Annotated in this window: 14 protein-coding genes; 8 read left to right on the top strand and 6 right to left on the bottom strand. The window is 71.4% G+C overall.

The window, feature by feature from the left end:
- The first annotated feature begins 56 nt into the window (after positions 1–56).
- Genes FHX71_RS10020 through FHX71_RS10010 form a run of 3 tightly spaced genes read left to right on the top strand, consistent with a single transcriptional unit; the run spans position 57 to position 2857 of the window.
- Entirely contained in the window at positions 57–626 is a 570-nt protein-coding gene (locus FHX71_RS10020) for a hypothetical protein (protein WP_182615855.1), read from the top strand.
- A 45-nt stretch (positions 627–671) separates the two neighbouring features.
- Complete coding sequence (locus tag FHX71_RS10015; protein ID WP_182615853.1) at positions 672–1451, top strand: ChbG/HpnK family deacetylase; 780 nt, start codon at positions 672–674, stop codon at positions 1449–1451.
- Positions 1452–1465: 14 nt separating this feature from the next.
- Complete coding sequence (locus FHX71_RS10010) at positions 1466–2857, top strand: MFS transporter (protein WP_312876990.1); 1392 nt, start codon at positions 1466–1468, stop codon at positions 2855–2857.
- On the opposite strand, the gene FHX71_RS30020 is transcribed toward FHX71_RS10010, so the two are convergent.
- From FHX71_RS30020 to FHX71_RS09990, 4 genes are all read right to left on the bottom strand, one after another.
- A complete protein-coding gene (locus FHX71_RS30020; RefSeq protein WP_182615851.1) occupies positions 2847–4157 on the bottom strand; it encodes a CehA/McbA family metallohydrolase in 1311 nt (436 codons plus the stop codon). The genes FHX71_RS10010 and FHX71_RS30020 overlap by 11 nt on opposite strands.
- Before the next feature lie 76 nt (positions 4158–4233).
- Entirely contained in the window at positions 4234–6087 is a 1854-nt protein-coding gene (locus tag FHX71_RS30015; protein ID WP_220489610.1) for a S9 family peptidase, read from the bottom strand.
- 13 nt (positions 6088–6100) lie between these two features.
- Positions 6101–6571 carry a VOC family protein gene (locus FHX71_RS09995; protein ID WP_182615849.1) on the bottom strand — a complete coding sequence of 157 codons (471 nt, stop codon included), beginning with the start codon at positions 6569–6571 and terminating at the stop codon, positions 6101–6103.
- 60 nt (positions 6572–6631) lie between these two features.
- Entirely contained in the window at positions 6632–7570 is a 939-nt protein-coding gene (locus FHX71_RS09990) for a DNA-binding protein (protein ID WP_182615847.1), read from the bottom strand.
- A gap of 390 nt (positions 7571–7960) precedes the next feature.
- Here FHX71_RS09990 and FHX71_RS09985 point away from each other — a divergent pair, with 390 nt between their 5' ends.
- The 5 genes from FHX71_RS09985 (at position 7961) to FHX71_RS09965 (ending at position 13674) form a co-directional block, all read left to right on the top strand.
- Entirely contained in the window at positions 7961–8710 is a 750-nt protein-coding gene (locus tag FHX71_RS09985; RefSeq protein ID WP_220489608.1) for a TnsA-like heteromeric transposase endonuclease subunit, read from the top strand.
- Entirely contained in the window at positions 8707–10842 is a 2136-nt protein-coding gene (locus FHX71_RS09980) for a Mu transposase C-terminal domain-containing protein (RefSeq protein WP_182615844.1), read from the top strand. The genes FHX71_RS09985 and FHX71_RS09980 overlap by 4 nt, the downstream gene beginning before the upstream one ends.
- On the top strand, positions 10839–11900 hold the full coding sequence (locus FHX71_RS09975) for a TniB family NTP-binding protein (protein WP_220489606.1): 1062 nt from the start codon (positions 10839–10841) through the stop codon (positions 11898–11900). Before FHX71_RS09980 ends, FHX71_RS09975 begins: the two co-directional genes overlap by 4 nt.
- Positions 11901–12019: 119 nt before the next feature.
- Positions 12020–12865, top strand: a complete 846-nt coding sequence (locus FHX71_RS09970; protein ID WP_220489604.1) for a hypothetical protein — start codon at positions 12020–12022, stop codon at positions 12863–12865.
- A gap of 242 nt (positions 12866–13107) precedes the next feature.
- On the top strand, positions 13108–13674 hold the full coding sequence (locus tag FHX71_RS09965; protein ID WP_182615840.1) for a GNAT family N-acetyltransferase: 567 nt from the start codon (positions 13108–13110) through the stop codon (positions 13672–13674).
- Between the two features lie 158 nt (positions 13675–13832).
- Here FHX71_RS09965 and FHX71_RS09960 read toward each other — a convergent pair whose 3' ends face one another.
- Together FHX71_RS09960 and FHX71_RS09955 are read right to left on the bottom strand one after the other, a co-directional pair.
- On the bottom strand, positions 13833–14270 hold the full coding sequence (locus FHX71_RS09960) for a pyridoxamine 5'-phosphate oxidase family protein (protein WP_182615838.1): 438 nt from the start codon (positions 14268–14270) through the stop codon (positions 13833–13835).
- A 94-nt stretch (positions 14271–14364) separates the two neighbouring features.
- Positions 14365–15201 carry an NAD(P)H-binding protein gene (locus tag FHX71_RS09955; RefSeq protein ID WP_182615836.1) on the bottom strand — a complete coding sequence of 279 codons (837 nt, stop codon included), beginning with the start codon at positions 15199–15201 and terminating at the stop codon, positions 14365–14367.
- Position 15202: the final 1 nt, after the last annotated feature.

Raw genomic sequence — 15202 nt, 5'->3', positions numbered from 1 at the left:
CTCTCAGTGGGTGCCGACCGGGCGCCTGATGACCAGGACGAGGGCGGGAGCGGCTGATGCGTACGCGCATGGTGGCCCTGTGGGGCGTGCTCGCCGTCGGCGGTCTCCTCAGCCTCGGTCTCAGCGGTTGCGTGCGGGACGTGAGCACGGCGAACTTCACGGTGCCGGAGCAGTACGGCACGGTCGAGCAGCTCGTCGCCGACGCCGACGTCGTCGCCCTGGTGCAGGCGGGCCGCTCCGGGGTGGACGTCGTGGACCGGGTGCCGTGGACCCGCACCGAGTTCGAGCTGCGCAAGGTGCTGCTCGGCGCGGTGGAGACGGACGCGGTGCTGGCGGTCTCGCAGGTCGGGTCGGCGTCGTCGCCGCCCGGTGCGCACCTGCCGTCGATCCTGCGCAGCGGGCACGAGTACGTGGTGGTGCTGCGCCGCGACGACGCCGGAGAGTTCGAGCTGGTCGGCCCCGGCGCGTGGCGGGCGGACAGCCTGGGCACGAGCCTGACCCTGCACACGGGCAAGCCGTCGTGCGTGGCGTCGGCCATCCCGCACGTGACCACGCCGTGGGAGCTCGAGGTGGAGCTCGGCAAGGTGCGCTCGGCGCTCGGCACGAGCGTCGTCGGCGAAACCTGAGGTCAGAGGGCGAAAGATCGCGTCCGGCTGGGCCAGACTGGGTGCATGACGCGCAGCCTCGTCCTCACCGCCGACGACGCCGGGACCGACCCCGACGCGGACCGCGAGATCGCCGCCCTCCTGGCCGGCTCGCCGCTGACGGCGGTCAGCGTCATCACCACCGAGTCCGGTGCCGAACGCGCCGTCGGGCACCTCGCCCGGTCCGCGCCCCACGTCGCGCCCGGGGTGCACGTGGTGCTCCCGGCGCAGGCGCCGCCCGGCGGCTTCGACGACGTCGCCGGCCGCATCGCCAGCCAGGTCGAGGCGCTGCGGCGGGCCACCGCCGCCGTCGGGACGCCGGCGCCGGACCGCCTCGACTCCCACCAGGGCAGCCTGTACGGGCTCACGGGCCGCTCCTACCTGCCCGAGGCGATCGGGTTCTGCGCACGGCAGGGGCTGGCCTTCCGTCTGCCCTGCGGCCTGGAGCTGTACGGCGACGGCGACCCGGTGCTGGCCGCCGCGGAAGTGCGGGCCCGGCACGCCGGCGCCGTTGCGGCGGCCGACGCCGCGGGCGTGCGGATGCCGCGGGTGATCGCTACCCATCGCGGCGGCGACGCGGAGGCCCGCGACTACGCGACGCTGCGCGACCACTACCTGGGGCTGCTGGGGCGGCTGCCCGAGGGGACGAGCGAGATCTTCCTGCACCCGGCGCCGGACACCCCGCGCCTGCGGGAGCAGTGCGCGACGTGGTGGCGCAAGCGGACCTGGGAGCTGCGGCTGCTGAGCGACCCGGCCTTCACCCGCGAGATCGAGCGGGAAGGCATCGACCTGGTCGCGCGGTGGTGAGTAGGCTCACCGGCGTGGAGGCCACGGCCAGGACGTCCCCGCTGCGCTACGGCGCAGGCATGTTCGGCACGTCGCTGCCGATCAACCTCGTCAAGGGCTCGATGCTCTACGTGTACGTGGAGCTGCTGGGCCTGGACGCCGTCGTCTACGCCACGGTGTACGCGGTCTACGGGGTGCTGGACGCGCTCGACAACCCCGTGTTCGGGTACCTCTCGGACCGGACGCGCTCGCGCTGGGGGCGGCGCCGGCCGTACCTGGTGGTCGGCGCGCTGGTGCTGACGGTCACGACCATCGCGCTGTTCTCCGTGCCGGGTGCGGTCGCGGACTCCGCCGTGGGGCTGGCGGTGTGGTTCGCCGTCTTCGCGATCACCACCGAGATGGCCGACTCCCTGATCAACGCGAGCTACGGCGCGCTGCTGCCCGAGCTGTTCACCGACGAGCGGCGCCGGGCCACGGCCAACGCGGTACGGCAGGGCGCGCAGCTCGTCGCCCTGGTGATCGCGCTGGCCCTGACCCCCGTGCTCGCGCGGAACGTGCTGGGCAGCGAGGGCTCCGCCGTCGGCTACGGGCGGCTCGCGATCATCTTCGGCGTGGTCGCGGCCGCGGTGATCCTGTGGACGGCGTTCGGGGTGCGGGAGGACCCGGCGCTCGACGCCGAGCCCAAGCCGCAGTTCTTCCGGTCGGTGGGCCAGATCGTCTCGACGGCGCACTTCTGGACGGTCGGCGTCGTCAACGCCTGCTACGGCACCGCGATGGCCTTGGTGCTGGGCGGCCTGCAGCTCTATGTGGACCACACGCTCGGCGGGTCTGCCCTGGAGGCCAGCATCCTGCAGCTCGTCGTGATCGCGGTGGCGATCGGCATGCTGAGCGTGTGGGCCGCCGTCGTGCGGCGCAAGGGCGCCGCCTGGACGTGGCGGGTCGCCCTGCCCGTCGCGGCCGCCGGGTTCGTGCCGCTCTACTTCGCGACGGACCTGGTCACGGGCATCCTCGCCGGGCTCGCCGTGGCCGTCGGGTACTCCGGCGTGCTCGCGACCAACGACCTGGTGATCGCCCGCGTGCTCGACGCCGACGCCGCCCGCCACGGCACCCACCGCAGCGGCCTCTTCCTGGCGGCCTTCGGCGTGCTCGGCCGGCTCAACGGCCTGCTCACGGCGGCGGCGCTGGCGTCGCTCACGCTCTGGTTCGGCTACCGGTCCGGCGCCGACCCCGGACCGGACCCCGGGCAGGCGTTCCGCGTCTACCTGTCCGTGTACCCGTTCGCGCTGCTCGCGATCGGCACGGTCGTGTCGCGGTTCATCCGGCTGCCGGCCGCGCCGGAGGCGGCGGGGGCGGCCGGGGCGGCCAGCAGTGCCGGCTCGGACAGCGAGCCGGACGCGGAGCCCGACGTCGAACCCGTCACGCGCTGATCGCGAGCAGCGTCCGGTCGGCCGCCTCCAGCCGGTAGGGGCCGTGCTCCGCCGGGGCGGAGAAGGTGACCCGGTCGCCGCGCACCCGACGACGCCGGTCCGTGCCGCCGTCGGGCAGACCTTCCACGAGCACCGTGCCGTCCGCGTCGACGGCGACCACGTCGTCGTCTACGCGCACCAGGACCGGCTCGCCCGGCCCGGGGAACCGGCTGATCGCCGTGTGCCCCTGCCGGATCGCGTCGAGGATCGCCTCCGGCGTGCGGTCCCGCGCTGCGACCCAGGTCGTGGGTGTGCCGGGCGGGAAGCCCAGGTCGGGCGTGTGGAAGTCGCTGCCGCCCAGGAACACGGGGTGGCCGGTGCTCCCTTCACCGGCGCCGAGTGCGCGGAGATACGCCCACGGCCCGGTGGCCGTCAGGTCCAGGAACCACGAGATATGCCACAGCTCCAGGAACGGCGTCCGGACGGGGAACTGCCAGCCGCAGTCGTCCTGCAGCGGGTGGTTCACCGACAGCAGGCCGCCGCGCTCCTCGACGTCGGCCAGCCACTGCCGTGCCGGGCGCCGGAAGTCCACCCAGCCGATGTCACCGAACGCGTTCGCGTGCCCCGCGTGCGTCGTGACCTCCTGCCCGGGCAGCAGGCAGAGGTCGTACGCGGCGCCGACGCCGGGCAGGTGCGCGTGGTGCGAGACGGTGTTGTGGTCGGTCACGGCCAGGAAGTCCAGGCCCCGGCCGACGGCGGCCGCCGCGAGCTGGGCGATGCTCAGCGTCCCGTCCGAGTGCGTGGTGTGCGCGTGCAGGTCGCCCGCGAACCAGGTCAGGCCGTCGGGCGCGGGCAGGTCGCGGCCCAGCCGGGTCCCGCCGGTGATTGCGGCGCGCGATCCGGACGGGGTGCCCGACGGCGGGGGCGGCGCAGGCGGTTCGTCCTCGACGGGGCCGGCGTCGGACCCCGTGGCGATCGTGACCGTGACGTCGAGCGGCTCGGCGGGCAGCTTGTGCAGGCCGAGCACCACGGCCCACGAGCCCGGGACCAGCTCACCCGGCTCGTACCCGGGCGTCGCGAGGCCGCCCGGTCCCGGCCGCGCGTCGATCGCGAACCGGGACCGGGCGCCGCCCGACCAGCCGCGCCAGCGCTCGGGGTCCTGGCACCCCAGGTCGATCACGGCGGCGTCCCGGTCGTAGGAGAGCGTGACCTCCAGGGCGTCGGTGCCCCGCCCCGGAGGTATCTCGAACGGCACCTCGAGGTACCGGTGCTCGATCTGGTCGTCGACGGACAGGCGCAGGCGGCGTTGCTCGCGGGTCACGCCACGAGCGTAGCCGCCCGCTCTGCCGCCCACCCTGCCGCCCGACGTCTGGCCGTCGACGGAGCACCGGCCCGCGTCACCGCCCGAGGATCTCCGTCAGGAACTCGATCGCGGCCGGGTAGGCGTCCTTGCGGTTGGCCCGCTTCGCCAGCCCGTGTCCCTCGTCCTGGTAGACGCGCAGCTCGTGCCGGATGCCGCGCTCCGCGAGCGCCGCGGCGATCTGCTCCGCCTCGGAGAGGGGAACGCGGGGGTCGTTGGCGCCGTGGATCACGAACAGGGGCGCGCGGAGCTGGTGCAGGTGGGTGATGGGGGAGGCGGCGACCAGCAGGTCGCGGTGGTGCTCCAGGCTGCCGTACTCGCGTTCGCGGGCGGCGCGGCGGTACTCGGAGGTGTTCTCCAGGAAGGTGACCAGGGAGGACATGCCGACGATGTCGACGCCGGCGGCCCACAGGTCGGGCTGCATCGTGGTGCCGGCGAGCACCATGTAGCCGCCGTAGGAGCCGCCCCACAGGGCGCTGCGCTCGGGGTCGAGGCCGAGCTCGGGGAGCCAGGCGCGCAGCGCGGCGAGGTCGGCGACGGAGTCGAGGCGCTTGTCGACGTCGTCCAGGCTGACCCAGCGCTTGCCGTAGCCGGCGGAGCCACGCACGTTCGGCACGAGCACGGTGAACCCGACGCCCGCGAGCGCCTGGATGACGGGGGAGAACAGGCGGGTGGCCTCGCCCTCGGGTCCGCCGTGCACGAGGACGACGGACGCGCCGGTCAGGGCCGGCACGGTGGCCGCGTCGTCGCCTCCGGGCGGGTAGACGAAGCAGGGGATCTGTTCGCCGTCCGGGGTGGGGACGCGGTGCACGGTGGGTACGGACAGGGGCAGGCCGGCGGGGATCTGGGCGCGGCCGTCGACCACGGTGGTGACGTCCCCGGTGGTGGCGTCGACGAGGTGGATGGAGCCGGGGTCGCCGGAGGTGGTCAGGTGCACGGCGAACCGCGAGGAGTCCGGGGCCCAGACGACGGTCGGCACGCCGTCGTCGGGCAGGGTGATGTCGCGGCGGTGGGTGCCGTCGGGCGCGTGGACGGACAGGGTGGTGACGCCGTCCTGGTGGTGGCCCACGACCATGGCGGAGCCGTCGGGGGAGAGGACGACCTCGAGGTCGTGGTCGGCGGCCTCGACGAGGGCCTCCCAGACGGTGGCCTCTGCCCCGGTGTCGGTGCCGCTGTCGGAGCGGCGCACCCGGACGACGGCGGCGAACTCCCGTTCGTGGTCCGAGGCCATGACCAGGGCGTCGTCGCCCGCGGCCCAGGCGACGTGGGTGTGGTGGGCGTGCTCGTCGGCGGCCGTGATGGCACTTGTAGCGCCGTCGCCCGCGACGAGGATCTGCGTGGAGCGCGGCTTGCTGCTCAGCGTGGTGATCGCCACGGAGCGCCGGTCGTGGGAGGCGGCGGCGCCCACGAGGTACCCGCCGCCGTCGTACAGCGTGGTCTGCGTTCCGGTCGCCAGGTCGTGCACCAGGACGTCGAAGTCGACGCCGTCGCGCCGGTTGGTCAGGAACACCACGGACTCGGCCGAGACGTCCGCCAGGTCGTGCTTGTACGCGGGGTCGTGGACCAGGGGCGTCAGGTCCGCCGCCGTCGCGGGCAGTGCGGTGGCTCCGCGGTCCAGGAGGCTGAGCTGCATCTTCTCGTCGCCGCCGTCGTCGTGCTGCACCACCACGCGACGGGTGCCCGGCACGTAGCGGCCGGAGCAGCGCGACGGCAGGGCGGTGAGCTGTGTGCGCGTGCCGTCGGGCGCGATCTCGACGAGCTGCATGCTGCCAGACTCGTCGTTCCCGGCGAGGATGCGGCCCTCGGTGTCGACGTCGAAGACTGCCCAGGCGGTCAGGTCGAGCAGCGAGCTGATGATCTCGGGGGCGGAGGTCAGGGGTGCGGAAGTCACCCAGGCAACCTAGTCACTCACCCCCGGTCCCCGCAGCGGGCCGCTCCGTGCCCGGCTGTGCCGCACCAGGCTGCGTGGTGCCGAACTGCTCGACGTAGTGCGGGTTGAACATGACGCCCAGCACGTTCTCGAACGGGTCCACGACCGAGGCCGTGACGAAGCCGTGCCCGCGTTCGGTGACGGGCTCGAACTCGGTGGCACCCAGGTCCAGGAGCCGCGCCACGGTGCCCGGCAGGTCGTCGACGTGCCAGTACATGAGCGCGCCCCCGGGCTGCGTGGGCAGTCCCGGGGGCGCGAACGCGCGGCTGACGAGCCCGAGCTCCGCCTCGTGGTCCCCGATGCGGAACTTGGCGTAGGCCAGCGACCCGTCCGGGCCGGGCCGCTGGAAGTAGGGCTCGACGCCGAGCACCTCGGCGTACCAGGCGGCGGCCGCGGCGACGTCGTCGGCCCAGTAGTTGACGGTGGCGAATCCTCGAAGGCTCATGCCGCCATCTCAGCACCCGACACTGACACTCACCGCGGCGCCCCGACAGGGCCCAGGGGCTCAGGCCTTCGCGGCGGGCTCCGCCGTCGCGGTCGCGGCGGACGTCGCCGCGCTCAGCGCCTCCCGCAGCCCGGCGGCCGTACCCTCGGCCTGCGCCTGGCCCGCGATGGCGGCGACGCGCGCCTGCTCGGCCTCCGTCGCCTGGCCGCGCGCGGTCTCCAGGGCGTCGCGCGAGGCGGAGAGCTCACCCTCCAGCCGGGCGACCGACGCCTCCGCGGTGGCGCGCGCGTTCTCGGCGGCCGCGCGGTCGCGGTTCGCCTGCGCGACGTCGCCCCGTGCGGCCTCCAGCGCGCCCCGCACGTCCGTCAGGGACTCCCGCAGCCCGACGGCGGCGCCGTCCGCCTGGGCGCGGGCCGACTCCGCCTCGGACCGGGCGCGCTCGGCGGCCGCCGCCCGGGCACGTTCCTGGGCGAGCTCGTCGCGCAGGGCGTCGAGCGCGAGCTGTCCCGCGGCGAGCTCGCCCTCCAGACGGGCCGACGACGCCACGGCGTCCGCCCGGGCCTCCTCGGCGGCATCACGCTCGTCCTGGGCGGACCGGCCGTGCTCGCGCGCCGTCTCCAGCAGCGCGCGGAACTGCGCGAGCTCGGCGTCGGCCTCGTCCACGCGGGCCGCCAGGCTGTCCGCCTCCCCGACGACGGCGGCCAGCGCCTCCTCGGACGCCGCCACGGCCGCCTCGTGCTCCGCGCGCGCCACCTCGACCGCCGCACCCCACAGTGCCTCCAACCCGCGGTCCACCAGGGTGCTCACCGCAGCAGGCAGCTCGGGGAGCGTGCGACGTGCGTCGTCCTCCGCTGCCTTCGTGTCGCGCCACTCGCGCAGGTACTTCGTGGCGGTCGCGTTGGAGCAGCCGGCGCGCTCGCGCACGTTCGTCACGGTGACGGCCACCCCTTCCGCCGTCAGCGCCTCTGCCGCCTGGAAGACCCGTTCCTTGTCCCGCACGTCGTTCCCCGCTCACGTCGTTGTTTCTCGGTCCTTGTTTCCGCTCGTAGTAGTACGAGTAGGAACGCCATACTACTCCTACTCTCCACCCACAAAGTACGCACCCGCTTTCCTGAAGCGGGTGCGCACTGAGTTCAGAAGTGGCGAGATATCAACGATCCGAGCCGTTCAGACGGGCACTACTGCGTGGTCAGAGAGCAGATAGTGAGCAGCGAATCCGCGGCGAATCCGTCGCAGATCCCCGTGACTCGTCAGCGTCAGGTGTCCTCTGTCAGTCGACCTGGCACTTCTGTCACTTGAGTTGTCCATTCGCAATTTCCCGTCACTTGACCTGTCACGCGTGCGGCGTGGCGCCATCTGGGCTGCTCAGGCGCCTTGTAGCGTCGCGGTGTGCTGACCTCGGGTTCCTCCGCGCTTGCACCACAGAGAAGACTTGGCATCTCCCTCTCGTTCCGCACGGCCGACGGGACACGCGTCACCGAGGACCTCGCGGACGCGTGGAGTCGCCCGTTCGAGCGGCTACCGCCTGCGCGGAATCTGGTGCAATACAAGGGGCAGCGGAACTTCACGGGCTCGTGGTGGTGCGCGACGACGGCCGAGCATGTCGGTTTCGAGTCGTGGGTCGAGCGAGACCACGTCATGCTCCTGGATCACGCCGCGACGGTCGTGGGTATCGGCTCACAACCGTTCGGGATCGACCTGGAGACCGACGACGGCACCCGATCCCATGTCCCTGACTACTTCGTGCGGGAGATCGACGGTTCGGTGAGCGTGATCGACGTGCGCCCGGATGAGCTTGTCGGTGATGACGCCGCCGTGTTCTCCGCGACTGCTGATGCCTGCGAGCTGGTCGGTTGGAAGTACCGGCGGGTCGGACGGCCGGATCCCGTGCTGATAGAGAACGTTCGCTGGCTCGCTGGTTACCGTCATCCCCGCTGTGCCCGGCAAGAGCTGTGCTCACAAGTGAAGGACATGAACCTGGCGCGCAACCCCGCTCGTCTCGTCGAGGTCGCACAGGCGTTGGGGGATCCCGTGGTGACGCTCCCGACCGTCTTCCACCTGTTGTGGCGGCATGACCTGACCACGGATATCCATGGTGCTCGGCTGTCGATGAACTCCCTGGTGAGGGCTGAGAAATGAGCGTGCGGAACACGAGTTTGAGGCTGCGCGACACGTTGCGGCTGGGTACGCAGACCTGGAGCGTGGGAGCGATCCACGACGGCACGGTGCATCTCACCGCGCCTGGCCGCGCGTCGATGACGATCACGGTGTCCGCGCTACTTGGCGATCCCACGTTCGAAGTCGTGGGCGACAGGCGGGCCCGCGGGCCTCTTGGGGGAACCGCCTTGTTCGACGGACTTCCCGAGCCTGTCCAGAAGCGGGCTCGCTGGTGGGAACAGCATGTGACGGAGGTGATCGACGGGGTTCCCTGCACCGCTTCGCCTGGCACCCCGGCCAAGCTGGAGTACGACCCGCAGCGGCGGACGTTGCACGAGCGCGAGAAGTCCAAGCACGAGGAGCTCACGGGCGCCGGTGAGACCCTCTCGTTGCGCACCGTCAAGCGGATGAGGCGTGACTATGAGCGGGACGGACTGCTCGGTCTGGCCGACAAGCGGTTCGTCCCGACCCGCCCTGTCGCGGGTCGGGCTGATCCACGTGTTGTCGACGCTCTGCGTGAGGTACTGGCGCAGAACACCCACCAGTCATCTGGGACCGTGATGCGCCTCGAACGAGAGGTCCGTGCTGTGCTGGAGCGGACACATGGCCCGGGCGCCGTGCCGATGCCGTCGGAATCCACCTTCCGCCGCCTGTTGAAGCGGCTCGCGGAAGGCCGGCACGCCACTGGGTCTGCCCGAACGCGGCGGACGCTCGCCCAGCAGCCGGACCGCATGTTCGGGGCGGTTGCGCCGGTCCGGCCGGGCGAGCTGGTCGAGGTCGACTCGACCCCGCTGGACGTGGCCGTCGTGCTAGCCGACGGCTTCGTGGGACGGGTCGAGCTGACCGCGATGGTGGACGTCGCCACGCGCACGATCGCTGCGGCAGTCCTTCGGCCGACGACCAAGGCCGTGGACGCGGCGTTGCTGCTGGCGCGGGCGATGACGCCAGAGCCGATGCGCCCGGGCTGGCCGCAGGCGATCTCGATGGCGCACTCGGTGCTGCCGTTCCAGGCGATGCGCAGCATCGATCAGCGGCTGGAAGGCGCCGCGGCCCGGCCCGTGATCGTCCCGGAGACCGTGGTCTACGACCACGGCAAGGTCTACCTCTCGACGGCGTTCCGCAACGCCTGCCGCACCCTCGGCATCACGCTCCAGCCCGCGCACCCGGACACGCCCACCGACAAACCGCACGTGGAACGCACACTGCAGTCGGTCGGGACCCTGTTCGCCCAGCACGTGGCCGGATACCTCGGCTCCTCGGTCGAACGCCGCGGGAAGAACGCCGAAGCCGCCGCCGCGTTCTCCCTGGTCGAGCTGCAAGACCTGCTCGATGAGTGGATCGTGACCGGATGGCAGAACCGGCCCCACGACGGGCTGCGCGACCCACTCTCGCCGGGCCAGCTACTGACCCCGAACGAGAAGTACGCCGCGCTGCTCCAGGTCGCCGGCTACATCCCCGTCCCGCTCTCGCAGGACGACTTCGTCGAGCTGCTCCCGGCCCAGACCCGCAAGATCAACTCCTACGGCGTCAAGATCGACCACCGCGTCTACGACGCGCCGGAGCTGAACCCGCTACGCGGGCAACGTTCCGGAGTCAGCGCGTTCAACGACCTGTGGGAAGTGCACTACGACCCCTACGACATCACGCGGGTCTGGCTGCGCAACCACCACGCCACCGAGCGTGAGTGGATCACGCTGTGGTGGCGGCACCTGAACGCGGCACCAGTCCCGTTCGGGCAGGACGCCTGGAACGCTGCCCGGCAGATCGCGGCCCAGCGCGGTGACGGCACGCCGTCGCAGGAGAAGATCACCGCGCTGGTCGACGACATCCTCACCCGCGCAAGCACACCGCCGGAACGCGCCGCGGCAACGAGAGGCTCTGGTCGGCGGCGCACGTCGTCGAGCCGGAAGGAACAGCGAGTCGCGGCCCGCACGAGCGCCGCATCCGAGGTGCGCGGGAACGACCCCGTCATCCCGAAGACGCCGCGCCCAGAGCCGGCCGAACCGGCTCCCCCCGCCCCCGAGCTCGAGGACACCGCCGATGACGATTCGCTGGCCGAGGTCATCCCCCTGGGCGTGTTCGACCCACACGAAGAGGCGAAGCACTGGTGGTGAACGCTGACATGGCGCCCGATACCGCGCCCGACTCCGTGTTCCCGGAGCTGGTCGAGTCGCGACGCGGCTCGACCACGACGCTGACCGGCTGGCGCGAGTTCGTCGCCGGGGAACCGATCAGATTCGACCTGCTGGACCAGGACACTCTTGCCGGGCTCACCCCAGCACGGCGGGCGGTCTACGACGAGCAGCGCGTGGCCTACCACTCCGAGCTGATCGTGGTGGAGACCTCCGCGGTCAGGAACGTCATCCACCAGGGACGGCTTTTGAGCCTTCTCAACCAGCGCGAGATCAGCGCCCGCCGGTCCCTGATCGTCTCCGGTCCCGGCGCGACCGGGAAGACCACGGCCATCAAGATGCTCGGCAAGACCCACGAGACCCGCACCCGGCTACGTCACCCCGGCCAGGAACGCATCCCCGTCGTCTACATCACCGCCCCGCCCAAGGGCTCACCGCTACGGCTGGCCACGGAGTTCGCGAACTTCCTCGGCCTGGACTTCCACACACGCGCGAACGCGTCCAAGATCGCCGAAGCCGTCTGCGAGGTCATGGTCGCCTGCCGCACAGACCTGATCATCGTGGACGAGATCCACAACCTCAACCTCGCCACCAGAGCGGGCGAGGACCTGTCCGACCACCTCAAGTACTTCACCGAGCACCTGCCCGCCACGTTCGTCTACGCGGGCATCCACGTCGAGTCGTCCGGCCTGTTCACCGGCATCCGCGGCAAGCAGCTCTCCGGCCGATCCGTCCTGCTCAACACCAGCCCGTTCCCCTGCGCCGAGGAATGGACCTCTCTCATCGCGGCGCTGGAGATGTCGCTGCGACTGCACCAGCATGTCCCGGGCACCCTGATACGGCAGGCCAAGTACCTGCACCAGCGCACCGGCGGGTCGATCTCCAGCCTCTCGCAGCTGGTCCGGCAGGCCGCGATCTCCGCGATCCTGCTGGAGACCGAAGCGGTCACCCGTGACCTGCTGGACGAGATGGTCATCGACCATGCCGCCGAATCCGCAGCCCCGTCACGCCCTCGCCGCAAGCGGTCCGCCGGGGCATGAAGGAAACACGGGGCGCACCAGACCTCGATGCCATAGCGTCTCGTCCGCGCCGCCTACCACGAGTGGTGCGCCCGTACCCAGGTGAAGCACTCCAGTCCTATCTACGCCGACTCGCCCGCGTGAACGCGCTCAGGCACCTACGCGAAAAGCCCGAAGAGCTTCTGGCACCAGAGCAAGCCGAACCCGAAGGTGTCGTCGCGCACCTGGTCGCGCTCACCGGCCTGAGCCCGACGACCTTCGAACGGGGCCTGTACTGGCCAGGCGACCACGCCTACGAAACCCGCTACGCGTGCACCCGCTGCACCACCGGCCGGTCGATCCCCGAAACCGTCATGATCGGCGCTGTCCACGGGATATCCGTATGCCTCAAACACCAACGCTGGCTGTCTTACGCCCATGGCATGTCCGCCTGGCGCCAGTTCTCCATCGCAGACATGCCCGAGATGATCGCCGCAGGCCGCCGCCACCATAATCTCGTCCGCCGGCACGGGCGCCGACGCGTCCTGGAAGCCGAGCAGATCGCCTTCGAGTGCATCGCCGACTGGTCACGCATCCGCGGGATGATGCCCCAGGGCCTCTACGACCGCTACGACCAGCTACGCGCGAGCGGACGGGACGACACCGAGGCCGCGGCGTATCCGAGCGTCATGGCGCTGGCCGCGGTCATCGCCTCGCCCTACTGGCTCGACCTGGCGCGCACACCGGCCGGGGTCGAAAGGATCGTCGACCGCGTTGCCGCTGATGTCACCGACAAACGTCCCCGCGGCAGCCACGATCCGTTCCTCGGCTGGCTGTTCTGGCAGCAGCGCGGGGGCTTCAACACCTCCGAAATCCTCCTCGTGCCACCGACCCACATCAGCACCTGGCCCTCGAGCCCCTTCTGGCAAGGGATCGCACCGCTGCTCTGGCACCTCCGCATACCGGACCGCACGGGCCGCGCAGGGCGGCGCGGAGCTGGCAGCTGAGATCGAGCAAAACCATGACGGCACCACCTGTGCCGTCATGACCGATTCCTTCCGCACGTATACGCGCTGCCGACCGGCGCACACTGCTCTCGCAGGCAGGCCACCGGTTCAGCGCCGCGATAATCACTCGACCAACTCGACGAAGTCGTGCAGGCTCGGCCTCATGTCGTCGAACTGAGCAGCAGCCCCATGACACGTGCAGCGCGCGTGTCTTCGCCCTGCCCTTCGACGATCGGAACCTCATGTCTTTCACGGTGCGCGCCTACGCCCAGGAGGACGAGCGTGGCTGGCTTCGCTGCCGCGTTCTGGCCTTCCTCAGCACTCAGTACTACGACGACGTCAAGCCTCGCCGGACGAGGTTCGAACTACCCGCTGTCTGCCTCGTTGCCGCGGCAGACGATGGGACGATCGTCGGGCTGATTGACGTCGAGATCGACGGTGATACGGCCACGATCGATACCGTGGCGGTCCACCCTGACCACACACACAACGGCATTGCGACCGCTCTACTCGCGGAAGCCGTCCCGCAGGCGCGGGCAGCGGGTGCGACAACCCTCGACGCATGGACCCGCGAGGACATCGCGGCCAACGCCTGGTATCTGCGTGCGGGATTCACTGAGGACTTCCGCTACCTGCACGTCTACAAGGACGGCGATGAGCCCACGGACGGCTTCGCGGCACCAGTCGGGCTATCGGTGCCCGTCATCGCGTTCATGCACGCGGACATCTCCCACGAGGCCGAGATGCGCGCACGGTACTCGCGCGTATACGTCTGCCGCCAGTACCTCCGACGCCTTGGCGACGACTGACATCCCTAGGCACCCCGGGCAGCACTTGGTGCAGTCAACGGATCCTGTCACTTGAGTTGTCCAGAAGCCGATCCGTGACAACTCAAGTGACAGGGGTCGAGTTGGCGTCCGTCACTCGACCTGTCCCGCCGCAGGTCAGAGCTTCGCGCCGTGACAACTCATCTGACGGCGGACAACGCGTACCGGCGCACGGCCTCCGGGTGGATGACGACACGGAGCAGATCGACCTGCAGCATCGCGGCGAGAGCACCGGCACGGGCCTGGTCCTCGAGGTCCCAGTAGCGGGCTGCGAGGCGCTCCGCCAGGTTCCGGGCGCCGTCGGCCTCCACCGTGGCGCGTCCCGCGACGGAGACCCAGCGCTCGCGCTCGCCCACGGGGGCCGCGACCACGATCGAGGCACGAGGGTCGCGCTCCAGATGCCGGACCTTCAAGGAGTCTCGCTCCGTGAAGAGCTGGACGGTCCCGTCCGCGGTGGCCTCGAACCACACGGGCCGCGGCTGGGGCGGCTGAACCGGTCCGGCCACGGAGAGGAACCCGTGCAGGGGACGGGCGAGGAGCTCGAGGTCCTCGGTGGTCAGCAGGCTGGTGTCGCTCATGACGGTCCTCTCAGAATTCTTCGGTGGATCGCTATCGGGAAAAGATGGCTCTCGGGAACAGCCCGGGGGAGCGGCTCCGGTGACGCCGGAAGGCTCAGGAACGCCAGGCGCCCGCTGCCGCGGCCCGCACGACGTACTCCTCGAAGGCCCGGGGCGGGCGCCCCAGCACGGCCGCGACGCCGTCGGTCGGCTCCGCCAGCAGCCCGCGCTCCATCAGCACGAACATCTCGGCGACGTGGTGGGCGTCGTCCTCGCCCACGCCCGCCTCGACGAGCGCCGCGCTGTACTCGGCCGGGGAGACCTGCCGGTAGGTGATGCGCAGGTCGGACGCACGGGAGATCAGCTCGACGGCTTCGGCGAAGGTCACACCACGCGGCCCGGTCAGCTCGTAGGTCCGCCCGGCGTGCCGTCCGGGCTCGGCCAGCACCGCTGCCGCGGCGTCGGCGACGTCCTCGATGTCGACGAACGGCTCCGGGACGCTCCCTGCCGGGAGCGCCAGCTCGCCGTCGACCAGCGGGGCGTGGAAGAGGTCCTCGTCGAAGTTCTGGTCGAAGTTGGACGCGCGGAGCACGGTCCACTCCAGGGCCGAGCCGCGTACGGCGTCCTCGGCCGAGCGCATGTCCAGCCCGAACGGAGAGTCGCCCCAGGTGTCGGCGCCGCGGCCGGAGAGCAGGACCAGGCGCCGCACGCCGGCGGCCTCGGCGCGTGCCGCGAGTTCGTGGACCGGACCGGGCACCGAGGGCGGCACCACGTAGACGGCGCTGATGTCCTGCAGCACCGGGTCCCAGCCGCTCGGGTCGGACCAGTCGAAGTGCGCCCGGCTGGACCGTGAGGCGGCACGTACCTGCGTGCCACGCAGCCGCAGCCTGGCGGCGACCCGGCGACCGGTCTTGCCGGTGGCACCGAGGACGAGGGTGGTGTCGTTGCTCATG

Source organism: Promicromonospora sukumoe (assembly GCF_014137995.1).
Classification (GTDB): domain Bacteria; phylum Actinomycetota; class Actinomycetes; order Actinomycetales; family Cellulomonadaceae; genus Promicromonospora; species Promicromonospora sukumoe.
This window is presented reverse-complemented; position numbering and strand designations above follow the sequence as displayed.